Below are 21,432 nucleotides of genomic sequence, written 5' to 3'. Positions count from 1 at the left end.
TGAAGGTGGATTTGTCGGCGAGCGTATCGGCCATGTCCAGCAGCTGCTGGCGGGTGTACCCGGCCGCGCCGCCGGTAGAACGGATAATGGCGTCGAGCTGAGCCACCTCCTTCTCGGCCGCAATGCTGTTGCGCCCGAACTTCACCGCAACTGCGGACAGTGCGGCGACACCGACTGCAACACCAGCGGCAAGCGCCGCGCCCGCCATTCTCGCCTCGGCCTCGACCTTCTTGCGCCACTTCTCCGCCCGGCGCTCGGACTTGTCCAGGCCGGACGCGAAGCCGCCGACCTCGGCGATTACGTCGATCGTAAGCGTTCCAAGGGACCGGGACATAGCTCTCTCTGCTGCAGGGGCTGGCCGGTGGCCAGCCGGGTTGATGCGCGCCCTACGCGCCAGCTACCACTGCTTCATCGCCTCCTCGAGGCTGATGGGCTCGGCGTCCGCGTAGGGAATGAAGTCGGCAGGCTTGAACGGGGTCGAGCCAGGCTTCTTGTTGGCGTTGACGAACAAAGCGGCCAGCATCCCTGCAGCTGCATCCATCCGCCCACCCAAGTTCAGGCTGCCGCGCTTGGCGCGGTACACGCTCCAGAGCTGGAACTCCCGGATGGAGAGGCGTTCCTTCGCCTCCCCGATGCTGCGGCCGCCGATACCGTTGAGGACCAGCTCGCACCACAGCTCATCCTCCGGGGTCAGCTCGTAGCTTTTCCCAGGTTGTTCACCTCGCCAATGGCCATCAGCAGCGCCACCGACAGGTTGCCGTCCAAGGCGCCGCGGTCCGGATCGGCCTCGCCGGTGATATCAGCAACGGTGAACACCGCCTTGCCGTCCTGGTCGCAGATGCTGGCCGCGATGCGGCCGGCCACGCCGTCGTGCTTGTTGGTGGCCGACAGCACGTCCGACACCGCCGCCTGGAAGCCCAGCGGCCGCACATAAACTGTCGCGGTCAGCTCTTCGTCGCCCTGCTTCCAGCGGATTTCCTTCTCCACCGGCCGGCCGGTGAACGCACCGACCTTCTGCAGGCCGGCCACGCTCAGGCTCACCGCACGCGCGGTGGCGGACTTCTTCGGGGCGCGGCTCACGGGGTCTCAGCCTTGCGCAGCCACACGCCCGAACCGCTCCGCTGCATGGTCGCCGCAGTGGTAACCACTGCATTGCCCTGGAAGTCGAACGGGAAGTCGCTCACGTAGGCCTGGAAGGTGTACCAGGTGCGGGTGTTCGGCAGGACCAGCTCGTCTGCCGTGGAGCGCTCCGCCGTAGCCGCGGCGCCGGTGCCAGCTCCGCCGGTGAAAGCGACAGTCGGCGTACCGGTGTAGCCGGTGCCAGGATTGTTGATATTGACGCCGATCACCGAGCCAGAATCGACGATGGCCGTGGCCGTCGCTCCGCTGCCACCGCCGCCGGAGATGGCCACGGTCGGCGCACTGGTGTAGCCGGTGCCGCCATTGGTCACTTCGATGTTCGAAATGCTGCCGACCTGCTGCACAGTGGGTTCGATGTCCACCCCATCGGACCAGCCGATGGCCCACTGGATCGGGTCGCCGCCGTCCACCTGCTCTGCCAATTGCCAGAACAGATAGTGGCTCTCGTTCTTCGGATCGGCGTTGATGGTCACCGACGCCTGGCCGGGCGTGCGCAGGCCCTTCTTGTAGGTGCGCGTGTTGGTCTCCGACAGGCAGGTGTCGTCGATTTGGTCTGCCGGCGCGGTTCCGGGGTTGAAGGCCGTGATGCACTCGATCTCGCGGACAACGCCGTTGATCAGGCCGTACAGCTGGGTTCCTTGGGTCAGGATGCTCATCGTTTCTCCTGCGGGTAAATAAAAAACCCCGCAGTGCGGGGCGTGGGTGGGGATGTAGCGGGCGTTACCGAGGGACCAGCCAATCCACATCGAATGACAGGCGCAGCAGCTTCGTTTCGGGATCAAGCATGTGACTGCCCCAGCGGGTGATGTATCCGCGAGGTTCGAAGGCGTCGCGCAAGGCGGAGGCGCCCTGAATCAGTGATGCCTCGCCCTTCGCATACACGTCGACCTGTGTGGTCAGCGCGTCCACGTCAGGGCGCTGGGCCAAATAGTTCTCGGGGCTACCACCGACCGTCTGCCAGACCGCATAGGGAAGCGCAGGCGGCTTCTCGATCAGTCCGAACGGATAGACACGGGTCGGCGCGTCGCCAAAGGCCAGCAGCACCGCTGGTGATGCGATGCAAAGCGGGAAGATCGGCGGGATCATGCTGCCCCCTGCTTGGCCAGCACGCGATCCAGCGCCTGGTTGAAGCTTCGCGCAAATACGTCGACGGCCTTCTGGCCTGCCTGGTCCGGCACCGGCCGGAAGATCGGCTGTGCAGCCATCTTCGAGGTTCCGAACTCCAGCAGGCGCCAGTACCAGGTGATGCCGCCGGGGTTGCTCGTTCCTTGCTGAGCGGCGCGGCCAGCCTGGGCGCCGCCCAGAACGCCGACACGGAACGCCAGCACGCCGTCCTGTTTGAATGCGCGGCCATTCCAGCGCACCGCCACGTTCTTCCAGATGGCGGTTTCGGTCTCGTGGTCATCCACGCGACGGGCGTTGCTCTGCGCCTGGTCCCGCAGCACGTTGGCCGCCCGGCGCAGCGCGGCCCTGCCACCCTTGTAGTTCACCTCGCGCTTCACCTGCGCCATCTTGTTGCGGATGCCGTCCAGGCCGCTCACGTCGAATCGGATGCCATCAGCCATCGTTGACACCCTCGCTACACGGAAGCGTGAGGTATTCCAGGCCGCTCACCGGGTCGGGCAGCACACCATGGATATTCAGGATCTTGCCGCGGAACAGCACCCGGCACTTGTCGGTCACGTCGTCGCGGTGACGGATGGTCACCCGCAACGTGACCTCGCTGTCCACTGCCTTGGCTGCCACGAATTCGCGGGCCGACAGCGGCGCCACTTCGGCCCACACATCGGCCAGCGGCTCCCAGCTGACGGTCTGCGCGCCGGTCGCAGGCGACTGCCCGTAGACCTGACGCTGCAGCTGCACCCGATGGCGCAGGCGGCCGGCAGCGATCATCGCGGCTTCCCGCTCAGGTAGTTGCCCGGGCTGGCCGGCTCCACGTCGCCACCCTCACTGTCACAGAGGTAGTCCACCAGCCGGTTAACCGCCTTGGCGTTCTCCTGGTCGGCCGTGGTCTTTTCCCGCAGCGCCGCCACCAGCTGGTGCGTCGCCTCGGTCTGGGCTCGCAGGGCGGCCAGCAATTCGCTTTGCTCGTTCATTCGCTTCTCGCATCCATTCCATGAGCCAGGCGCGCCGGCGCGCGCAGCCGGTGCACGCCACTCAAGCCACCGTGGAACGCCGTAGCGGCGCCAACAGGGCCGTTGCAGCGCGAGAAAGGACGTACCCATGCCCGGCATCGGCGGGCACGGTGTTGTCGCCCTCGCCCTCGCGAAACCTGTAGTGGCTTGCCAGCTCCACCAGCGTGGCCAGCACCACCTGCGAAGCGAGCACCGGTGTCCCTTCATCGTCCACAACCGGCACGGGGATCCCGTCAGTCCCGATGATCGGCGCGCCGGCGCCATCCCGCTGAAGCTCATAGCGGCGCCACGGTGACTTCAGCCAGCTATCGACCGCCGCACTCACGGCCGGTATGGCAAACGCCAGCCAGAGGTCGTCGGCACCAGGATCAAGCCGGAGCTGTTCCTGGGCCTGCGCCTTGGTCACGAACTCAACCATCGCCGTCTCCCAGGCTCACAGGCCCAGCCGGAACCCGCACGATCCGGCCGTCCTTGCCGTCGCGCCCCTTCCGAGCGGCCAGGATCCAATCGTCGGTGTTCTCCAGGCAAGGACGGGAAGCGTTCGCGCGTTTTGCGATCCAGAGTGCGCCATCATGGGTCACCGACTCGCCCGCCTTCATACCAAGTCCGTCCCGGTGGAAGCCCCGATGCACCATGTACGGCAGAACCAGCTCGGTCCTGCGTTCGCCCGAGCCGAGAGTGATGACGAAGCCGCGTTCGCTGTCGTACTCACCGGAAGCCGTTTCGAAGCTCACGCCATGCTGGCCGTCCTCTCCGTCCCGGCCAACCACGACACCAAGATGAATGGCCTCACCCTTCGTGGTCGTGATGACCAGCTCCCCACTACGATCGATCATGGCGCCGGCCAGGCCCACACCATCCGCACCGGCTTGCGGCGGGTGCGCGGCGAGGTGCTTTGCCACTGCCGCTGCAATCTGCTGATCGGTGACAGGCTCCGCATCAAGCCCATCTTTCGGCACCGGAAGTGCCTCAACCGCAGCCTTCACCGTGGCCTGAATCACCGCCGGATCGGCATCGCGGCCGTTCTGAACCGGATTGTCTTCAAAGTGCTTGGACACGGCGTCAGCGGTAGCAACGTCCAACAACGTCAGCAGCCTCGGAGAATCCAGCAACTTGGCCACGACCAGGTCGGCCAGAGCCTCCACATCAACCGGATCGGCATTCCTTCCGGGCTCACCCTTCTCCGGAGCGCGCTGGCGCAGCTCCTCCAGCTCTCGCTTGACGGGTGCGACCGCCTCACGGATCAGGGCGCCGATCTCCGTGCCGAAGTCGATGGGATCAGTCATTTCGGAATACCTCGGCCCGTGCGGCGCGCAGGGCCATCAAGATGAAGTTCGACTGCTGCACAGACCTGAGCTCGTCGTCAGCAGAAGGCTGGTCGTCTTCCAGATCCTCAGCGACAGGGGCCGGTTCGGCCGGAGCAACGATCCTGTTCTGCCTGACCTGATCCAGCGGGAAGTCCTGCTGCTGCATATAGACCGTATCGCCACCCTCCAGAGGGGGCAGGTTGAACACCAACCGCGCCTCGTTCGGAGTTTCAATGCCACCGCCGGTCAGCGTGTTGTGCACTTCGGCCTGCTTGCCAACATCCATCCGCAGAAGCGGCTCAAGATCAAGCTCGACGCCCATCGGTCGGGAAATACCCAGACCCTCGTCCAGCAGCTCCTCCATGGCCTCGATGTGCGCCTGCAGGGCATCCGAGTAGTACAGCTGGTTGATGTCATCGACTTTCATCCCGGCAGGAATCGAGCCAATGCCGATCTTGAACGGCGGGATGCCGAACGGCTGGCACACCTGCTCGTCGGAGTACCGCATCTGCTCGACAAGCTGCGAATCCGCAGCCTTGAATGCGAAGGGTGTGAACTTCATGTCCGCACCGATCACCGCCACCTTGCCCGCGTTGGATCCCTGGAAGCTGGTGTTCCAGTATTCCTTGACGGCCCGGGCATCTTCGTCGGACATGCCCGCTGGCGCGGTCAGAATGCCGCCAGGATTCGCTCCGTTGGAGAAGAAGTTGGTGGAATCCTTGAGGATCTTCAGGTTCTTCACCGCCGCCCACTGTGCAGCGCACAGCGGCGGGACACCAATGAGCTGATGGTGGAAGCAGTTCATTCGGTCGTGGATGATCTCGCTCGCAGGAACAACCAGCTGCTCACCGGGATAGTTCTCCGGCAGCAGATTGGTGCCGGTGTTGTAGTTCAGCTGGTAGAACACGTCGCCACTATCGGAAACCATCGGCTGAACGCTGCACGGGTCCAAGATCCACAGTTTGTTGACCACGTTCCTCTCGTCCCGACCCTTCAGGACATAGGTGTTGCCCTGGGCGAGCTTCGACAGCATCCAGGCCGAGCGGAACTGTTGCGACGTCTGGAAACTGTTCTGCTTTCGGAGCACGGGCCAGTAGGCAGTGTTGTTCCTCTCTACGCGCCAGATCCCATTGGAATCCTCTGCCTTGAGCACAAAAGGAAGCTTTCCGACATCTGACGCGATGCGGTTCAGGCACGCATACAGCGTCGGGTAGGTAAGCACCGATTCGTGCCGCTCTTCCAAGTTCCTCTGCCAGGCGCCGGTGAAGGGCTCTCGCACCAGAGAATGCCAGCCACCCATTCCGCCGGACGCATGCACGGGGTGCAGCGACTTGAGGTAGTCAGTCCCGTACCTGCGCACGCCGGCTTCAGTGGCCAATTCACGGGGCGAGAATCCAGTCATCAGATTTCGTCCTTGGCCGGCGAAGTCTTCGGCGCGGCCGCACCATTACGGTTCTTGGCGACCTTACGCGTCGCTATCCCACCGTCAGCGCGCATCTGTTGTTTCGCCAGGTCCGTAGCAGTGGGTTCCGACGCCGTGACTGTGGCGGGTGCGGCTGCCGCTGTGGCAGCGGCCGGTGCCGATGCCGCGATTGGGGCGGCCGCCGGCTGCGCCTGCATGTCGCGCCGCTGGTAACCACCATGCGCTTCCAGGAGCGGGGCCAGCCTGGCGTCCACACTGAAAACGCGGTTCCGCCGGATCATCTCGATCTTCGCCATACCTTTCTCCCGGGGAAAAGAAGGCGGGGGCCGAAGCCCCCGCCGAAAACCACAGAAATCAGCCGCCACCACCGCCGGCGTCGACCGGGTTGCCCCACTCGACACCGGTCAAGTACGAGACTGCCTGCGGCCGGCGCTTCTTCCAGTTCACGAAGCGCTCGGCACGGATGGCCAGCTGATTCGTCTGGAACATGCTCTGGATCTGCGCGATCGTCGGAGTGGCGGTCGCGTCATCGTCCATGATGATCGTGGCCTCTCGGCTGACATCGATGGTGACCACGCCGTCGTCCGCCAGGTAGATCTCGCTGGCGAAGGCCAGGATGAACATGCCCGACGGAACGTAGTTGGACACGACCAGCGGCACGCCATCGATGTCGCCACCGGTCATCGAAACGTTGGGGAACTCACGGGCCATCAGCGGATTGCGCAGGCCGGACAGGCGACGTGCGGTAGCGCTGTCGGTGATGTAGACCGCACTCGACACCGGCAGATTCGTATCGTCGGCCGTGGCCCACAGAGCCTGGATGTCGGCGTACACGTCGCCCGTGGAAGGGATCGCGGTCACGCCATTGGTGATCGAGGCTGGCGACAGACCAGCGCCAGTGGCAGCGGCCTTCGCCGGATCGACGAAGTCCTCGTCCATGCGCTCGATGACCGCATCGGACAGGTCGTCGCGCACCAGGATCTGGATCGACGGGTCGGAGAAGCGCGCCAGCTCCTCGGTGATCACCGAGATACCGGCGATCTTGGCCCACTTCAGCTCGGTCGCATCGTAGCCCGACTTGGTCACCGGCTTGCGGAAGCCCTCCCCCACCCACTGTGCACGGCCCTTGGCGGTCTTGCCCGGGATGCGGACATTGAACGGGACGCGGCGCAGGCCGGGCACGTTACCCTGGCCGAGCTGGCCGATGATGGTGCGCGGGCGCAGGAAATCGACGAACTCGCTCGACAGGTTCTGGTACTGAACCAGGTTGCCGGCCCACGACGGATCGGTGGTGTTGCCAGCGGCAACCGCCGCTTTCATGATTTCGTTCAGCCGCACATCGTCGCGGAAGGTGTTGTCCGCGAAGGCCTTGGCGCTGGAGACGTCGCCCTTGCCCGCATACATCGCCATGGCGAATCGGGCAAAGCCGATGCCCTGCTCTTCGTTCCTGCGGCTGTGGATCAGAGCCGGGCCCTTGCCACTGGCGGCGCCGGCGGCACGCTTCGGATCGGTCGCGGAGCCGTTTTCCTGCACGATCTGCGCGGCCGGCACAGCGGACTTAGCCTGCACGGCGAGCAGTCGGGTCAGGCGGTCGATGTCATCGTCCAGGGACTTGATCTGGTCTTCGATGCTGTCGAACTCCTCCTTTTCGCCGGTATCCATCGAACGGCTTTCGTCCATGGACTTCTGGGCGACTTCGTTGAGCTTCTTCTGCTGGGCGTCACGCGTGGCGCGGAGCTTCTCCAGCTGTTCCTGAATGGTCATCTTGATCTCTCTGAGATTGGCGCAGCCCTTCGGCCCGGGTTCCACCCCGGGCGGTGCCTGCAAAAAGGAGGGAAGCGGGTTCCACCCCGCATGGCCCAGCGGGCCGTTACGTCAGTCCAGCAACTTCACTGCGCCGCCAGGAGGCCGCGCTACCACCGCCTTCTGGCACTGAATCAGGGGCACGCCGTAGCTGCTGCGGCGGCGCGTTCCACTGGTATCCATGGCCTTGATGCTCTGGATCGTTGCGGCGGCGTTGGCCGGAATCGTCACCAGAGAGAGCTCGTAGATCTCGCACTCGGTGAATCGAATTCCACCGCCATCCATGTAGCTGTACTCGAGGGCACGGAAGCCGATCGACACGCCGCGCACCAGCTTTTCCTTGACCGACTGCCAGGCCAGATCGCACATGTCCTTGAGCGCGCCCGGGGTGGCGATCTTCGCCACGCTAGCGGTGAAGGGGATTCCATCCTTCGTCGGCTTGCCGAACTTGACGATGCCCACCGGGCTGTCGTGCCGGTGCTGCCAGAGCAACGGAAGCTCGGCAGCGAACTTCGCGCCCAGAGGCTCGACTACATCGCCGTAGCGGTCAGGCTCGGGCGTTGTCGCCCAGCCGGTGATCACCTGCTCGTCGTCGTCGTAGTTCTTGACCTCCAGCAGGCTGTAGGCGCGGTTCTCGTTCTTCATGTGCTATCCCAGGGTCATGAGGACAAGCTTCTTGTCACTCTTTTCTTCAGCAACGGGGATGCTGATACCAACAGCCATCAGCAGCGCGGTCATGTCGTCGATCTTCTCGCTCGATCGCTTCTTGTCGGGCGCCATGTTCAGGTTCTGGTCTCGCCGCGCCACGAGGTTTGAAGCGCACCACGTCAGCACCGGATCGCCGTCATGGACGAAGCGCTTGCCAACGTAGGCGCGCTCCAGGTCCTGCATAGCCGGGTGATACGACTTCGGTCCCTGGATGAACTGCACCATCGGAACGCCGGCGGCCAGAAGCCGACCTACAACCTCGGTTGCATTCCAGCTATCGAATGCGATGGACTGAACGTTGAATCGAGAGACCACGTCCAGGATCGACCTCTCGATATGGGCATAGTCGGTAACCTCGCCCTCGGTGGTTTCGAGGTGGCCAGACGCGACCCAGCCCGCATACGGGACCGTGCCGCGCTCCGTACGCTGCTTTACTGCCTCTTCTGGAACCCAGCGGCGGCCCCAGGTGATGATCTTCCCGTCCACCCTCCAGACAAGCCGGAACGACGTCAGGTCGCTGGTGCTGGCAAGGTCCAGTCCACCCCAGCAGGGAACGTCCTTGAGTGCCTCAAGGTCGACCACTCCGGAGCAGGCAGCCCACTTTCGTAGCGCAACCCAGCCGTTTGCCGCAGAGGCCGGCCGGTTCAGCCGCTTGATCTGGAACTCAGCCAGCTTGGACGGCATGGCCTTGGCCTCGACCGCCTCCTTTCGGATGGCCCCCAGTAGATGCGGATTTACCTCCATCAGAGGATTGGCTTTTCGCCAACTCGCCTCGTCGAAATCCTCGTCGTCTTCGTCGACCGCGTAGAACACTGCCAGGTAATGGTCGGCCGTGTGCTTGAACACGCCGGCCAGCAGCTGCTTCACGAACTGCCGGATCTCCGCCCAAGGGCCGGGATTGGTGTACCCCTCGGTCGTGGTGAACAGCCAGAGCGGGTTACGGCGGGCACCCGCAGCGGACTGCAGGACGTTCAGCAAATCAGGCGTCTTGTGCGCGTGGATCTCATCAAGCCCCACGTGAGACGGGTTCAAGCCGTCCTGAGTGCTTGCCTTCGCGTGGATGGGCTTGAAGCTGGCGCCAATCTCCATGCGGCTGATCGACTTGGCCCAGGTCTCAAGCCCATACGCCTCCCGTAGGTCCGGCGTCTTCTCCACCATCCGCTTTGCGACGTTGAAGATGATCGAAGCCTGCGGAAAGGTGGTGGCCGCCGAAATGACCTGGGCGCCTTCCTCGTTCTCGCAGCACTGGCAGTACAAAAGGATCGCCGAGGCCAAGGTGGATTTGGCGTTCTTGCGTGCCACCGCAAACAGCGCCGATGTGAAACGGCGGGTTCCATCGAGCTTCCGAAACCCGAACAGCTGGACCACGAAGAAGACGTGAGACCGGTGCAGGCGGATCTCGGGGGTCTCCCAAGAGCCTTCAACGTGCGGCAGCAGCTCAATGAACCCGCAGGCGTGGGCTGCATGCATGGGTGAAAACGTGAACGCTGACCCTCTCTTCTTCGCGCGGGCCAGGTCATCCAGGAAGCGTTTGGCCGCCTGGCGAATCAGCAACCCGAAGGCCTTTCCCTTCCGATCTTCCACCGCCTCCTGCGCGTAGTCGATGGCCACCGCCACGTAGTCGGCGGGATCCGGCCGGGGCCGGCGCCGAGGGCGCGCTGCGGTCTTTGGCGTCGCTGGCTTCTTGCTACTTGGCGAGCGCCGGGAGGGCGCCGAACTTGTTACCGGGCTTCTTCTCGGCGCCACCAGAACTCACCTTGCGTCTGCTCGCCGGCGTCATACCGAACTCGGACATCAGCGCTTTCAGCGCGGTCTGTTCAGCGGCTGTGATATCCACCCCTGCCATCTGCTTGGCCACCTGGACCTGCCAGGCGTAGCAGAGCTGCTGCAGTGCATACAGGTCCACCGTCTGGAGAACCTTGGCTGCCACCAGCTGGGGGCCGAGGTCATTCCACATTGCAGCCCCGTTGACGTTCAGGTGCTGCGGTGGGTCGGGGAACACGTCGATCAGGTCGAACTCGGGAGCGTCAGGCGCCTCACGGTCCGGCCGGGCGGTTCCGGCAATCACCTTGAGGGCCGGAGCGGTAGGCTTCCGTCCTCTCATTTTTGAAATCTCAATTTTGACGGTGCGAAAAAAAGGCTGGGCGCACGGTCAGGGAGGCGAACCGCCCCAACTTTTGACCCTCCCCCCGCCCCATCTGCCGTTGTTGCGATTCATTCGCGTCCACGCGCGCATTTCGGGGTCGCCTTGGCACCTCGGTGCCAGTTGCCGAACCCGCCGTCCTCGGTCGCGGTCTTGCGGTCGTGGCAGGGCTTGCAGAGGGGCTGCCAGTTGTCGGTGTCCCAGAACAGCGCCTGGCTGCCCTTGTGAGGCGTGATGTGGTCGACCACCGTAGCAACCGTGACGTGGCCCAACCGCTGGCACTCGGCGCACAGCGGGTGCCTCAGCAGGTAGGTCGCTCGGGCTCGCTGCCATCGGCCGCCGTAGCCACGCTCAGCCGTGGTCTGCCTCACTGCTGCGGGCGGAACGTGCACCGCCGCCTGCCGTGGCATGGCGTTGTGCTTCGGCGCGCGGCGTGGCATCAGCCTGGTCCTGAGCTTCGGTCCGCCTCGATTACGGCTTGGCAGGCACGGACGTGGTCGTCGGCGTCTCGTCCGATTTGAACAAGAGCGCCCGCGACCTCTGCTCGTAGTTGGGCTGCCTGGTCACGTTCGATGGTGCCGGCGACGGCTTGGGAAAGGCGAGCGGTATTGCAGGTGGCGAGGTCGTCGCGCAGCTGGAGGCTGCCGTCGCGCAGACCAGCAGCAACAGCAGCAGGGACGGCCGTGGCCGCGGTGCGGTCTTCTTCATGCTTGGCTCCGATGGTGGCAAGGGCTTCGGCCTGCTGGTGCTCAGTGGCACGGGTCTGGCTCACCTGCTCCGCCACTGCCTCGGCGCCGGCAGCACGCTGGGCCGATTCGGTGCCATCGGCGCGATCACCACGCCAAGCCCAGCCGGCAACGAACATTGCGGCGGACCAGACGACGAAGACCAGCAGATAGATGGCGATGCGGTTCACGTCATGCCCCTGGACCCTTGCGGGTCATACCAAAGAAGTAGCCGATGACCATGCCGGTGGCGTTGTTCAGGCCGCCGATCAGCATCCCGAAGGAGTCCTTGTTCTCCGGCGGGATCGCCACCGCGATCAGAGCGGCCATGGCCATGCCGACCAGGAACAGCACCAGTACGGCAATGCCTACGCGAGCGGCGCCAACATTTCGGGTCGCGAAGGTCATGCGGCACCTGCAAGTGAATGAATTTCCTCCAGCGCCCAGTGGTACAGGGGCTGGTCAACGATGGTCACGCGGGTGAGGCGCTTACCGCGCACCACCTTCACCGCCACCTGGGTGGACTGCTGGACCGCGAGAAGCACGAACGCAATGCGCTGCTTCGTGGGGTCTGGCTCCTGGAGCACCGCAAGCGCATCGCTGACCATCTCGCGGATTGCCAGCAGCAGCTCCGCAGTCGGGCTCTTTGCTTTCTGGTTCTCCAGTACCACCAGCACGCCCTGCAGCTGATTCACCGGCGAGAGCCTGGGGGCCTTCTTCTTCGCCGTCATGCTCCAAGCGCCTTCAGCGCGCGCGCATAGCGGGCCCTGCGATCAGCGGCACCGGTCTGCCCACCGTTCACTCGTTCGGTGATCTCGTCGAATCGGCTGGCGTCAGCCAGCTTGTTCAGGGATCGAGCATCCCAGAAGGCACCTGCCGCCATTGCTCCCCACTTGGGCTGCTCCAGCGCCTCCGGCTGGGCCTCGAAGTCGGGCACGCCCTTGATGCCCTTCGCCCGCAAAGCATCGCGGATGGCTGCGTAGTTGGCCCGGCCGGTGTTCTGGATAGGACCCCGGCCGCGATAGCGGTAGCCATCGCCACTCGCCTCCGAACCGTTGCCCAGCCGATTGGCGTAAGCGTTGTTGCCGATCGCAACCGGCTTCCGTTCCAGCGCGCGCGCCAAGTCGTTCGGCTTCCTCGGCTTGGCCTTGGGGTCAACGGCGTAGCGGCTGGGCCAGGTGTCGGCCATGCCCTGCGCACCGTAGTTCAGGTTCTCGACGGTCCGGGTCAGGCTGGCCGACTCATGCCCGACCTGTGCCAGGAACGCTGCCACCCGCTTCGGGGTGCTGATGCCGAACGCAGTGCAGGCGTCGGTCAGGGGCTGCGCCCACTGGGCGGCGACGGCGGCGCTGCAGCCGACCGCCTGCTGGATTGTCGAGGCGGTCAGGATCATGGCGGGTCCGGAAATGAAAGACCCCGGCTCGATGGCCGGGGTGGGTTCGTGCGCGATGGTAGAAAATTAAGGACGTTTATATGGAGCGCGCAACTCCACAGCCACTCGATGCTTCTCCATGGCCGCCGCGAGCTGCTTCGAGCGCGCTTGCTCCGCCTCCCTCCTCCTCTCCAGGACCGAACGAGATACGGTAGACAGGTCGATTTGGCGCAGGTTTCTGCCGTCCACTTGATCAATCAAGTCGTTCATCGCCGTCTCGAGCAAGCGCTTGCTTTCTTCACCCCATTCGAATCGAAACCACTCGCCGACTGTGGAATGCTCGCTCAGGTGGAGATGCATCGCTCCCTCAGCCGCCCGTGCCAATGCAGTAGACCGACAGGTAAAAGCCATCGCTCGCAGCAGCGGAAGCGGACAGGCCGTCTGGATGGAAACCAGCCGCGACTCAGGATGGCTGCTCATCCCAACCTTTACGTACATCGGGCCTGAGCCATCACGGGCCATCACGACGTACACGTCGCACGTAGCGTCAGGCTTCTGCCGCCAGCCGGGCTTGCGTTGTAACGAGAAATCCACGTGCAGCGGGTTTATCACGCCGCATCCCTTGAAAGAGTCACCACGAACTGCCGCTCAGCACCCGCCATCGCATCGCTCATCTTCACCAGAATCCATTCATACACCACGCGCCACCTACGCGGATAGTCCGATGGGTCGCAGCCGATGGCCAAGGCACGGCGCCGATCAGGGTTCGGTTCCAGCCCGGTGCCACGGCACTCCTTGCACATCGTAACCTTTGCCTCTTCCATGCTGTACTGCCGGCCGCCACAGGCCATGCACTTGTTGCCGCCCGACAGCTCACCGATGGCTGCCCGGGCGATGGCCGGTAGATGATCAGCAGTGTTCTTTGGCCAGGTTGCTGCCCGTGCCACGGCCAACTCCGAACGGCACCTGGCCACTTCATTCCGCTGCGTGGTGGTCGGCGACCTACCTGCGAATGATACGGCTGCCTCGGCCAGCTGCAGATCCAGGTGAACCTCCGTCAGCTTCCTGGCCTGTCTGGCAAGCTCGGGCATGACGAGCGACAGGATGGCGTCCCTCAGGGCGCCTTGCCTGAGCGCGGCGCCGTCCGGCCACCAGCACGCCTCCAGCAGCTCCCGGCCGAGCCCTGCCGGCACCATGCCTAGCGCCGCAGCAATGTCCTGGTTCGTCAGGTCCGGCTTCCCGCCTCCCCGGCCTATGTCGAACTTCACCGTGCTCGGCCCCAGCCGCGCCATCATCTCTCGTGGATTCATGCACGTTCCCCTTTCGTTGATTCGCCGGCGGCCGCCGGCCCGCCCGTAATCCGCACCACCACCTGGCCACCCTTACGGCGCTCGTCGTGCACATATGGATGGATGACGAATCGCCTGTCGTCGATGCCCAGAACCTGGGCGATACCGTCGCGATACGGCTTGATCCTGCGAATCATGTTGTCGTCGTCTGGAAGCGCCTTCCCCGGCGCCTGGTAAAAGTCGAGCCAGAGATGCAGGCGGCCCGGCGGTAGCTTCGAACCCTTCCACCCCGCCTCGTAGGCACGCACAGCGGCCAGCTGCCGTCCCAGCGTCGTGGCCTCAGCCTTCCTCCGCCAGTGCACTCTGGCGTTCGGCGACAGATCCTTGCTCGGCCAGGGCAGCACCAGCTCCAGCGCGCGGTCAGCCTGCATTGGCGGCCTCGTGCTGTTCGATCGCATCGCGGAAGGCGGCACGCCAACGGAACGCAGTTGCTCGGCTGACCCCGAAGTCCGCCCGAAGCTGGGCAACCGATGGGATGCGGTCGCCGTACATACGGACCATCCGCAGGGCGGCGGTCAGCGTCAGGTTCTGCCTGCCCCACTCCGGCCAGCCGGGCTCCCGGTTGTGGTGGTGATCAGCTGGCTGGCGGTTCATGGCACCTCCGGGCCGGCCGGCTCGGCCGCAAAGTGCGTGATCTTGGGGTTATCACACCGCCAGCTGCCGAACACCGGCCGCTTGCTCTCCGAGTCCCACAGCAGCAACCGCGTGCCGTCCTGCGGTGCAACGGCAATTGGCAGCCATAGGACAGCTGGCGTCTCAGATTCAGCGATGATCCTCCTGGCCACGTTGACCGAAATGCGACCATCGGCGACGCAAGTTGTCACCAGGTTCTGCAGCAATGGTTGGTAACTCATGCTGCCTGCTCCCAGCTGGCCGTCAGGCGCTGCACTTTCCCGCCGCGTGCCTCGAACTGCTCCACCGTCTCGGCCGGTCGCTGGCCGGACTTCTCCTTGCCCCACGGCTTGGCCGGCGCCAGGTCAGCCAGCAGATCCAGCCGGGCACGGTTGATGGTCATCTTGTCCGGAGCACGGTGCACGCTGCTCGTGGACGCCTGCAGACGTTCCTTGTACGCCTTGGTGATCTCGCGATTCCGGTCCCTTCGCTGCTCCGGGCTCATTGGCAGTCGCCGCATCTCGGCGCCGGTGCGCTCGTAGATGCCAGTTCTGCCCTCACCGATCTTGCGCAGGTAGCCCGCGTCCACCAGGTCGCGTAGTGTGCGCCGCACCTTGCCCCGCTCATCGGATCCCACCACGCCAAACCGGTCCGCCACCTGGATGCCGGTGATCTGCAGACCCGGAATCGATTCGAACAGCGCGCGTGAGCGGCCAGCGTACGTCTTGCTCCTGTCCATCATTGTCATGCCCTCAATTCGTTCACGCAGGTCTGGTTCGCGATCAGCTCGTCATCCGAGCCGTACGTCTCGTGGAAGGTCCGCGAGCCATCCATCAGGCTCGGGCCGTAGATCTGGCGCATCGTCGCGAAGGTGTTCCCCTCCATCGGATGCCGCATGTGATGCCACTTGCAGAGGCCATAGCCCTCCGCGTGGCCCCGCCGCACGTTCCCGCTCTTGGCGTGGTTGTAGTCGCAGCCATAGACCACCAGCTCCGGCTCCAGCAGGCCTTGCATCTGCAGCGCCAGGCAGGCCATGCACGGGCCGGTCTTGGCCAGCTCGATGCGGGCGCGCTCTTCCTTCGTCGGCGGCGGCGCCTTCGACCACATCAGCGCGCGCCTTTCTCGCCCTGGTCGGCCAGGCGCCAGCCGTACTGCCATGCCTCGGCCTTTTCGGTGAAGTGGCCGATCTGCTTGGCCAAACCGCCCTCCGGCTGGTCATGCCAGACCAGGTGCGGGTTGTCGCTCAGGCGCTGCCCGTTCAGCCGAGCCGAGTAGCCGGCGTTGATCTCCTTGGCAAACTTGCTGCGTGTGCTGTACTTGGTGAAGTCCATCAGCGTCTGTTCCTCGTGGTGCTGCGGCGTGCCGCGCTCAGTTCCTGATCCCGCCCATCCCATCCGCCCTGCCAGCGGCGTCGACGCGTCACTCCGTCCTGTCCCATCTCGTACCGCGGTGCCGATTCCCGACTGCGGCAGGCATCTCGCGCCCAGCGCCCGGCCTGCTCCGCCTGGGCCAGCTCGGCCTCAGTCACCATCGGTATCGATCCAGTTCCGGATGAACCAACGGACGTTGCAGGGCAGCCAGCCCACAGCCAGGGAGATCTCCACCACGCTGCAGCGCTCGGCGTACAGCAGTCGCACCGTGTCGTGCTTGCTCACGCGCCCTCCCCGAACCCGAGGTCTGCTGCAGCGCGCGCCATGGCCGCACGTGCGGCCTCGCGATCGCGCACCGGGTGCACGCCGTGCTTCTCCTGCTCGATGGCCAGCACCGGCTGCGGCAGCGGCTTCCCGTCGACCACGTGCTGGACAGCGCGCGTGTAAGCCTCCTCCAGCATCCGCCGCTGCTGCGATCCGTGGTCGGCCGAGACGTAGACGTGCAGGTCCAGCAGCGAACGCACCAGCACCGTGAAACCGCTCTGCGGCCGGCCCGGCGCCATCTCCCGCTCCACCGCCGCCATGACCGGAATGTCCAGGCACATCGTGAGGAACCTCGGCGGGTTCGGTGGCCACTCCCGGCCCTCGGTCAGGCAGTAGGCCATGCCGCGCGCGTGCTGTGCCCGGCTGCGCCCCTTCAGTACCTGGAACCACGTGCCGGCCGCTATGGTCAGGCTGCCGTCCTTCTTCACCGGTGCCGCCCCGTTCTCGCGCTCCCACTTTCCGGGGAACATGGCCGTCATCTGCTTCCAAAATTCCCACAGGTAGGCCGTGGCCTGGTCGCTCACCGGCTCAGCCGACGACGGCAAACTCGGCGTCGACGACATCCCCTGGCTCGACCCCAGCGCAGCCACCGTGGCCACTGCCTCGGCGTTGGGCGTAGAACTGCTGCTCGAGCTGCTCGGTGCGGTCGGCAGAACCGTGTTGAGGGCTTGCATGGCTTGCTCCTGCGGATTGCTGGGCGACAGGGATCACGGGCAGCGCCAGGCCGGCGGCCATCGTCTGCTTCAGGGATTCGGTGGGGTCGTGGCCGGCGGCGATCAGGTCCAGCAGCTGCTGGCGGACCTGCAGCCAGCCCTGGACCGACAGCGGGCGGCGGATCGCGGCGCGGTGCCGGACGAACCGGGCCAGCTGCTCGCGGTCGACGCCGGTCGGCGTGCTGCCGAAACCGGCCAGCTCGCGGTCGACCTGCTCGGTGGTCAGCGCCAGCGGATCGGCCTCGCGCTCACACTCGCGGTGTGAGGGTTGCTCTTGGTTGCTTTTGGTTGCTCTTGGTTCGGGTGCAATAGCTGTTGCACCCTTTTCGACGCTGTTTTGCACCCTTTCCTGCGTCGTTTTGCACCCTTTCCGACTCTGTTTTGCACCCTTTGCAAAGGGTGCAGAATTTGCACCCTTTGAATTCTCGGGCTGTTCTCCAGCGTCCCCATCCATGGCCAGATCACCACCGGCGATCCAGTACGGGCTGATCCGGTACTCACGCGGACGGCCGCCGGACTTGTAGCCCTTCATGCGACCACCGCCCTCGCTGACGACCTCCAGCCAGCCAATGCGCTCCATCTTCCGCAGCTGGTACTGCACCGAGCGCTCGGACTGCCTGGACTTCACGGCCAACGTGGCAACCGACGGGAAGATGCGGGTGCCGTCGTCGTGCGAGTTATCGGCAAGGGCCAGAGCCAACAGCAGTTCGCCGCCACCGCCTGGGTAGCGCTCGAACACCATGCCTGTCATTCGTGCAGCCACGTCAGATCCCCAATGCCAAGTTCTGACCCGGGGCCACCGGCCACCAGGTGCATGCCGAACGGTCACTGACCTTGCAGCGCCTGCTCTGGCCGCGGTACACGCGCCCTTCCTTGATCAGCTCCGGAAGTCGGCGCGCCAGCATGTATCGGTCCAGCCCGGTGGCCTGCGCCAGCTCCTTGCTGGTCATGCCCGGGTTGTCCGTCACCGCCTTGGTGCTCTGGTCGTGCTGGTGCGCCTGCAGGCCGCTGGCGACCACGTAGTGCGCCGAGTCGTGGCTGGTGCTTAGGTCGCTCGCGCGAGCGGGATGATTGGTCACTTGCGTGCCCTCCCCTTCGCCGCCGCGCGCGCCACGTTGCGCTCCAGGCGGTGTGCCATCGTGCGCAGCGCACGGACCTCGCTCACCATCAGCTCGGCTTCGTCGCTATCGATGCGCCGATCCAACATTGCTTCCAATGCGGTGCCGGACAACCGGCCCACCCGCGAGGTGATCTCCAGCAGCTTCGTTTGGATGGCGCCGATCTCGTCAGACCAGCCACCCTCCGGTGGCGGCGGAACCGCGTCGACGGCCATGCCGAACTGGCCGGCCAGCGCCTGCATCCACTCCAGCGCGTACTCGCAGCCGCCTGCCTTCTCCTGCATCCACTCGGTCAGCAGTTCGGCGTGTTCGATCGTCAGCGACTCACCCTCCAGGCCGCGCAGCTTCGCGCGCAGCGTCTCCGGGTGCATCGACTTACCGCGGCGGTCGGCCAGGTAGGCAGCTGCATCGGCCACGCCGCCGGGCGTCTTGCGCACGGAGTTGTAGAGCACGTCCAGCCAATTCAAAGAGGAGGTTCGGCAAGTCATGGGTCACCTTGGGGAGACAGGTGTTTCAAGGTTTTTCGGGGCATTGCGGCGGCGCATCATGTGCGCCATGGACAACGAATCAGGGACGACTGGCGCCGCCCTCCTTGCGCTACGCTGGATGTGCCAACAACCAAGCCCGCAAGGAGGGCGACATGAGCTCGAAATCGACGACTGCAGAACTGCGCGCGCTACGTGCAGTGGTTACCGTTCTTGCGCGCAATCAGCCGCAGCGCGAAGACTTCAGGGATCAGGTGATCGAACTGGTGAAACATCAGGCGTCGACGCTGTCGCGACAGGAGGCAGAGGACATGATTCAAGCCGCGAAGGACCTGGTCGACTCATAGCGTCACGGCGGTTCTGCTCGGCATGCCAGAGCCGGGTTGCTTCGCGCAGCCCGGCCCTGATTCGCTTCTCTTGCACCAGCTCGTTCTTCGAAGGCTTGGCCAGCCAATCACGTAGCCAAAGCCGCGGATTCCACTTGTCGGACAGCGCGCGCATATCAGGCCACCTCCAGAGGGGCGTAACGGTTCTCGTCAGGGTCATGCGACGCGGGCTGCGCCTGCGGTTCTTCCTGGACACCCAGCAGACGCTGGATCTGAGGCAGCGCCGGCAAGGCGCCCTCTTCCGACCAGCCCTCAACCTGCTCGATCGGCAGCTTCAGCACCTTCGCGAGAAGCTTGTCGTTCGGAACACCCAGCTTCTTCCGCAGCGCGCGCTTGCTCATCCGGATGTCCACCTCCGCCCGGATCTGATCAGCTACCGTCGGCCGCTGCTCTTCGCCTGGCCAGATGTCCGGGCGAAGGTCCGTCAGCGACACCGAGCCGGCGCTTTCCAGATGCAGTTGGCGAACTAGTGCACCGTCGAAGCGCTGCCCCTTGCTAAGCGCCTTGCGCAGATAACCGATCGTCGTTCCGGCGCGATCAGCAAAGACCGCCTGTTCTGCCGGGCTCAGGGTCGAGAGGTAGGTTCGAAGGGTCTGCATGCACCTAAAGATACCTACAGGTAAGCATTCAATCAATACCCGCAGGCAATTTACTTGCAGGTAATGGAAATCGTGGAATACCTGCATGGACAAGTACGAACAACGACGCCTCGCGCTGCGCGGCCTGGCAGACGAGCTCGGTCGCGGCGCCTTGGCCAAGATCGGGGCAAAAATCGGAAAGGACGCCAGCTATGTGTCCCGCATGCTCTACGAGCCAGGAAAGGCCGGACGAAAGCGCATTGGCGAGGACACGCTCGCAGCGCTGGCCACGGCGTATCCAGACCGCTTCCCATCGTCGCCTGTCGCACAGGTCTTAGAGACTGAGACGCCTCCGGGCTACGTTCGCTTCCATCTGTTCGAGGGAGCGGCTGGTATGGGCCCGGGTGTCGTGAATCAAGATTTCCCAGAGGTAATGCAGGTCATGGAAGTGGCCGAATGGGAAGTGCGCCGGAAGCTTGGCTTCCTCCCACGCCCTGGCAGGATCCAGATCATCACCGGTCGTGGACCGTCTATGCGACCGAAGATCGAGGACGGCGACATCGTCTGGATCGACACCGCTTGCGACTACTTCGACGGCGACGACTACTACCTGATCAGCTACGCCGGCGAGACCCAGATCAAGATGCTGCAGAAGCGCAGCGACGGCATGTGGGTCGTCAGCGCCAATCCTGAGTTCAAGGAGTGGCGTTGCGAAGCCACTGAGCTTTCCATCCAGGGCAAGGCTCTGGTCCACGCCGGACTTAGGAGGTTCTAGATATGGGTGCATGGATGCGCATGGGCACTGCCACCCTGGTTGTTGCAGCGATGATCAGTGGAGCAGCTACTGCCGCAGATCTCACCGAAGAACAGCGCACTATCGTGCAGGTTTTCGAAGCGCCCGGTGCCGACAAAGCAGATGTGTTTCGGGCTGGCCGACAGTGGATCGCAGAGAACTTCCGGTCAGCAAAGGCAGTGATCGAATACGAAAGCGCGGCCGATGGGACGATCATTGGAAAGGGATTCATCCCGTACCCATGCGCGAGCGGATGGGAGTGCGTGGCAAAGCCCGACTGGACAGTGCCTTTCACCCTTCGATTTGAAGCGAAGGATCAGCGCTTCCGGCTCACCTTCAGCGATCTACGCATCCAGTGGCCCGCCAAGTATGCCAACGGTGTGACGCAGCCTGCGGGTGACCTGGTTGTTCGTAAGCAGAAGGACCTGGATAAGATCAAGGCGAAACTGATCGAGACTGGGCCTGGAATACAGGCAATGGTCGGGAAGGCAAAGCCGAACGACGATTGGTAGAAAGCACCCAGATCAGATGCAACCGAGCCCCGCCAATGCGGGGCTCTGTCGTTTCAGGCGCCCGCTCAATTAAAATTACCCATGGGTATTGACACAAGAAATACCCGCAGGTAATTTTACCTCCGAGCCGCCCATCAAGCCCCACCCCGGGGCCGGCGGCAGGAGATTCCAGCATGGCCACCCTTTCCTTGGGCTGCCGATCGGCAGAGATGAAAGTCACCGCTGACCACGTCAGCGAACGCGTCATCGCAGACATGGGCGCTGCCCGCCTGCACCTCACCGCCGACGAGGCCGAGCAGCACGCACACCAGCTGCAGGCTGCATCCAAGCAGCTGCGCGCCGCGCTCCAGGACGCCGCCGCATGAGCGCCGCCCTCGTCCACCACTCCAACGCTCAGCGCGCCGCTGCAGCCGCAGGCATCGTCGCCCGCGCCGGG

39 protein-coding genes are annotated in these 21,432 nt (G+C 64.5%); 4 read left to right on the top strand and 35 right to left on the bottom strand.

Annotation, left to right across the window (positions count from 1 at the left end; all coding sequences use genetic code 11):
- From V3B48_RS20605 to V3B48_RS20440, 34 genes are all read right to left on the bottom strand, one after another.
- Positions 1–334 (bottom strand): hypothetical protein (locus V3B48_RS20605; protein ID WP_329894353.1); only part of this gene is annotated, 334 nt, incomplete at its 3' end.
- Between the two features lie 63 nt (positions 335–397).
- Entirely contained in the window at positions 398–583 is a 186-nt protein-coding gene (locus V3B48_RS20600; RefSeq protein ID WP_199155929.1) for a hypothetical protein, read from the bottom strand.
- 107 nt (positions 584–690) lie between these two features.
- Positions 691–1,080, bottom strand: coding sequence for a phage tail assembly chaperone family protein, TAC (locus V3B48_RS20595; RefSeq protein ID WP_329894352.1), 390 nt, complete (start codon positions 1,078–1,080; stop codon positions 691–693).
- Entirely contained in the window at positions 1,077–1,796 is a 720-nt protein-coding gene (locus V3B48_RS20590) for a phage tail tube protein (protein ID WP_329894351.1), read from the bottom strand. Before V3B48_RS20590 ends, V3B48_RS20595 begins: the two co-directional genes overlap by 4 nt.
- A 64-nt stretch (positions 1,797–1,860) precedes the next feature.
- Positions 1,861–2,226 carry a DUF3168 domain-containing protein gene (locus V3B48_RS20585; RefSeq protein WP_329894350.1) on the bottom strand — a complete coding sequence of 122 codons (366 nt, stop codon included), beginning with the start codon at positions 2,224–2,226 and terminating at the stop codon, positions 1,861–1,863.
- A complete protein-coding gene (locus V3B48_RS20580) occupies positions 2,223–2,705 on the bottom strand; it encodes an HK97-gp10 family putative phage morphogenesis protein (protein WP_164088775.1) in 483 nt (160 codons plus the stop codon). The genes V3B48_RS20585 and V3B48_RS20580 overlap by 4 nt, the downstream gene beginning before the upstream one ends.
- Positions 2,698–3,033: a phage head closure protein gene (locus tag V3B48_RS20575; RefSeq protein ID WP_329894349.1), complete on the bottom strand. Its 336-nt coding sequence runs from the start codon at positions 3,031–3,033 to the stop codon at positions 2,698–2,700. Before V3B48_RS20575 ends, V3B48_RS20580 begins: the two co-directional genes overlap by 8 nt.
- Complete coding sequence (locus V3B48_RS20570) at positions 3,030–3,236, bottom strand: hypothetical protein (RefSeq protein WP_329894348.1); 207 nt, start codon at positions 3,234–3,236, stop codon at positions 3,030–3,032. The genes V3B48_RS20575 and V3B48_RS20570 overlap by 4 nt, the downstream gene beginning before the upstream one ends.
- A gap of 61 nt (positions 3,237–3,297) precedes the next feature.
- Positions 3,298–3,693 (bottom strand): hypothetical protein, encoded by a 396-nt coding sequence (locus tag V3B48_RS20565; RefSeq protein WP_329894347.1) that lies wholly within the window; start codon positions 3,691–3,693, stop codon positions 3,298–3,300.
- On the bottom strand, positions 3,686–4,561 hold the full coding sequence (locus V3B48_RS20560) for a hypothetical protein (RefSeq protein WP_329894346.1): 876 nt from the start codon (positions 4,559–4,561) through the stop codon (positions 3,686–3,688). Before V3B48_RS20560 ends, V3B48_RS20565 begins: the two co-directional genes overlap by 8 nt.
- A complete protein-coding gene (locus tag V3B48_RS20555; RefSeq protein ID WP_329894345.1) occupies positions 4,554–5,984 on the bottom strand; it encodes a phage portal protein in 1,431 nt (476 codons plus the stop codon). The genes V3B48_RS20560 and V3B48_RS20555 overlap by 8 nt, the downstream gene beginning before the upstream one ends.
- Entirely contained in the window at positions 5,984–6,301 is a 318-nt protein-coding gene (locus V3B48_RS20550) for a hypothetical protein (protein WP_329894344.1), read from the bottom strand. Before V3B48_RS20550 ends, V3B48_RS20555 begins: the two co-directional genes overlap by 1 nt.
- A 58-nt stretch (positions 6,302–6,359) precedes the next feature.
- Positions 6,360–7,769, bottom strand: coding sequence for a phage major capsid protein (locus V3B48_RS20545; protein WP_329894343.1), 1,410 nt, complete (start codon positions 7,767–7,769; stop codon positions 6,360–6,362).
- Between the two features lie 111 nt (positions 7,770–7,880).
- The gene (locus tag V3B48_RS20540; RefSeq protein ID WP_329894342.1) at positions 7,881–8,453 is read right to left on the bottom strand and encodes an HK97 family phage prohead protease; all 573 of its coding nucleotides are present in this window, start codon (positions 8,451–8,453) and stop codon (positions 7,881–7,883) included.
- 3 nt (positions 8,454–8,456) lie between these two features.
- Positions 8,457–10,133: a terminase TerL endonuclease subunit gene (locus V3B48_RS20535; protein ID WP_329894341.1), complete on the bottom strand. Its 1,677-nt coding sequence runs from the start codon at positions 10,131–10,133 to the stop codon at positions 8,457–8,459.
- A gap of 70 nt (positions 10,134–10,203) precedes the next feature.
- Complete coding sequence (locus V3B48_RS20530; protein WP_099559413.1) at positions 10,204–10,620, bottom strand: terminase; 417 nt, start codon at positions 10,618–10,620, stop codon at positions 10,204–10,206.
- A 110-nt stretch (positions 10,621–10,730) separates the two neighbouring features.
- Positions 10,731–11,099, bottom strand: a complete 369-nt coding sequence (locus V3B48_RS20525; RefSeq protein ID WP_329894340.1) for an HNH endonuclease signature motif containing protein — start codon at positions 11,097–11,099, stop codon at positions 10,731–10,733.
- The gene (locus V3B48_RS20520) at positions 11,099–11,575 is read right to left on the bottom strand and encodes a hypothetical protein (RefSeq protein ID WP_329894339.1); all 477 of its coding nucleotides are present in this window, start codon (positions 11,573–11,575) and stop codon (positions 11,099–11,101) included. The genes V3B48_RS20525 and V3B48_RS20520 overlap by 1 nt, the downstream gene beginning before the upstream one ends.
- Position 11,576: 1 nt before the next feature.
- Positions 11,577–11,792, bottom strand: coding sequence for a hypothetical protein (locus V3B48_RS20515; RefSeq protein ID WP_010480605.1), 216 nt, complete (start codon positions 11,790–11,792; stop codon positions 11,577–11,579).
- The gene (locus tag V3B48_RS20510; RefSeq protein ID WP_329894338.1) at positions 11,789–12,115 is read right to left on the bottom strand and encodes a hypothetical protein; all 327 of its coding nucleotides are present in this window, start codon (positions 12,113–12,115) and stop codon (positions 11,789–11,791) included. The genes V3B48_RS20515 and V3B48_RS20510 overlap by 4 nt, the downstream gene beginning before the upstream one ends.
- On the bottom strand, positions 12,112–12,777 hold the full coding sequence (locus tag V3B48_RS20505) for a glycoside hydrolase family 19 protein (RefSeq protein ID WP_329894337.1): 666 nt from the start codon (positions 12,775–12,777) through the stop codon (positions 12,112–12,114). Before V3B48_RS20505 ends, V3B48_RS20510 begins: the two co-directional genes overlap by 4 nt.
- Before the next feature lie 66 nt (positions 12,778–12,843).
- Positions 12,844–13,368, bottom strand: coding sequence for a GIY-YIG nuclease family protein (locus V3B48_RS20500; protein WP_329894336.1), 525 nt, complete (start codon positions 13,366–13,368; stop codon positions 12,844–12,846).
- Complete coding sequence (locus V3B48_RS20495) at positions 13,365–14,066, bottom strand: hypothetical protein (RefSeq protein WP_329894335.1); 702 nt, start codon at positions 14,064–14,066, stop codon at positions 13,365–13,367. Before V3B48_RS20495 ends, V3B48_RS20500 begins: the two co-directional genes overlap by 4 nt.
- A complete protein-coding gene (locus tag V3B48_RS20490; protein WP_329894334.1) occupies positions 14,063–14,476 on the bottom strand; it encodes a hypothetical protein in 414 nt (137 codons plus the stop codon). The genes V3B48_RS20495 and V3B48_RS20490 overlap by 4 nt, the downstream gene beginning before the upstream one ends.
- Complete coding sequence (locus V3B48_RS20485; RefSeq protein WP_329894333.1) at positions 14,466–14,699, bottom strand: hypothetical protein; 234 nt, start codon at positions 14,697–14,699, stop codon at positions 14,466–14,468. The genes V3B48_RS20490 and V3B48_RS20485 overlap by 11 nt, the downstream gene beginning before the upstream one ends.
- On the bottom strand, positions 14,696–14,959 hold the full coding sequence (locus tag V3B48_RS20480; protein WP_329894332.1) for a hypothetical protein: 264 nt from the start codon (positions 14,957–14,959) through the stop codon (positions 14,696–14,698). The genes V3B48_RS20485 and V3B48_RS20480 overlap by 4 nt, the downstream gene beginning before the upstream one ends.
- Complete coding sequence (locus V3B48_RS20475; protein ID WP_329894331.1) at positions 14,956–15,465, bottom strand: hypothetical protein; 510 nt, start codon at positions 15,463–15,465, stop codon at positions 14,956–14,958. The genes V3B48_RS20480 and V3B48_RS20475 overlap by 4 nt, the downstream gene beginning before the upstream one ends.
- Positions 15,462–15,824 carry a Ref family recombination enhancement nuclease gene (locus V3B48_RS20470; RefSeq protein ID WP_329894330.1) on the bottom strand — a complete coding sequence of 121 codons (363 nt, stop codon included), beginning with the start codon at positions 15,822–15,824 and terminating at the stop codon, positions 15,462–15,464. The genes V3B48_RS20475 and V3B48_RS20470 overlap by 4 nt, the downstream gene beginning before the upstream one ends.
- Positions 15,824–16,048, bottom strand: a complete 225-nt coding sequence (locus V3B48_RS20465) for a hypothetical protein (RefSeq protein WP_329894329.1) — start codon at positions 16,046–16,048, stop codon at positions 15,824–15,826. The genes V3B48_RS20470 and V3B48_RS20465 overlap by 1 nt, the downstream gene beginning before the upstream one ends.
- Positions 16,049–16,237: 189 nt before the next feature.
- Positions 16,238–16,372, bottom strand: coding sequence for a hypothetical protein (locus V3B48_RS20460; protein ID WP_329894328.1), 135 nt, complete (start codon positions 16,370–16,372; stop codon positions 16,238–16,240).
- A complete protein-coding gene (locus V3B48_RS20455) occupies positions 16,369–16,974 on the bottom strand; it encodes a hypothetical protein (RefSeq protein ID WP_329894327.1) in 606 nt (201 codons plus the stop codon). The genes V3B48_RS20460 and V3B48_RS20455 overlap by 4 nt, the downstream gene beginning before the upstream one ends.
- A complete protein-coding gene (locus tag V3B48_RS20450) occupies positions 16,940–17,866 on the bottom strand; it encodes a hypothetical protein (RefSeq protein WP_329894326.1) in 927 nt (308 codons plus the stop codon). Before V3B48_RS20450 ends, V3B48_RS20455 begins: the two co-directional genes overlap by 35 nt.
- Positions 17,867–17,888: 22 nt before the next feature.
- Complete coding sequence (locus V3B48_RS20445; RefSeq protein WP_329894325.1) at positions 17,889–18,203, bottom strand: winged helix-turn-helix domain-containing protein; 315 nt, start codon at positions 18,201–18,203, stop codon at positions 17,889–17,891.
- Positions 18,200–18,730: a phage regulatory CII family protein gene (locus tag V3B48_RS20440; RefSeq protein ID WP_329894324.1), complete on the bottom strand. Its 531-nt coding sequence runs from the start codon at positions 18,728–18,730 to the stop codon at positions 18,200–18,202. Before V3B48_RS20440 ends, V3B48_RS20445 begins: the two co-directional genes overlap by 4 nt.
- 152 nt (positions 18,731–18,882) lie before the next feature.
- On the opposite strand from V3B48_RS20440, the gene V3B48_RS20435 reads away from it, so the two are divergent.
- Positions 18,883–19,074 (top strand): hypothetical protein, encoded by a 192-nt coding sequence (locus tag V3B48_RS20435; RefSeq protein ID WP_329894323.1) that lies wholly within the window; start codon positions 18,883–18,885, stop codon positions 19,072–19,074.
- Positions 19,075–19,229: 155 nt separating this feature from the next.
- Here V3B48_RS20435 and V3B48_RS20430 read toward each other — a convergent pair whose 3' ends face one another.
- Positions 19,230–19,799, bottom strand: a complete 570-nt coding sequence (locus V3B48_RS20430; RefSeq protein WP_329894322.1) for a hypothetical protein — start codon at positions 19,797–19,799, stop codon at positions 19,230–19,232.
- On the opposite strand from V3B48_RS20430, the gene V3B48_RS20425 reads away from it, so the two are divergent.
- The 3 genes from V3B48_RS20425 to V3B48_RS20415 all read left to right on the top strand — a co-directional run bounded on the left by V3B48_RS20425 (position 19,798) and on the right by V3B48_RS20415 (position 21,361).
- Positions 19,798–20,466: a helix-turn-helix transcriptional regulator gene (locus tag V3B48_RS20425; protein WP_329894321.1), complete on the top strand. Its 669-nt coding sequence runs from the start codon at positions 19,798–19,800 to the stop codon at positions 20,464–20,466. The two genes, V3B48_RS20430 and V3B48_RS20425, sit on opposite strands and share 2 nt — an antisense overlap.
- 20 nt (positions 20,467–20,486) lie before the next feature.
- A complete protein-coding gene (locus tag V3B48_RS20420; protein WP_329894320.1) occupies positions 20,487–20,996 on the top strand; it encodes a DUF4468 domain-containing protein in 510 nt (169 codons plus the stop codon).
- Between the two features lie 173 nt (positions 20,997–21,169).
- Entirely contained in the window at positions 21,170–21,361 is a 192-nt protein-coding gene (locus V3B48_RS20415; protein WP_329894319.1) for a hypothetical protein, read from the top strand.
- Positions 21,362–21,432 lie beyond the last annotated feature (71 nt).

It is taken from the genome of Stenotrophomonas sp. SMYL20 (genome assembly GCF_036320045.1).
In the GTDB taxonomy this organism is placed as follows: domain Bacteria; phylum Pseudomonadota; class Gammaproteobacteria; order Xanthomonadales; family Xanthomonadaceae; genus Stenotrophomonas; species Stenotrophomonas maltophilia_A.
The sequence above is the reverse complement of the archived record's forward strand: the minus strand, read 5'-3'. Positions and strand labels throughout refer to the sequence as shown.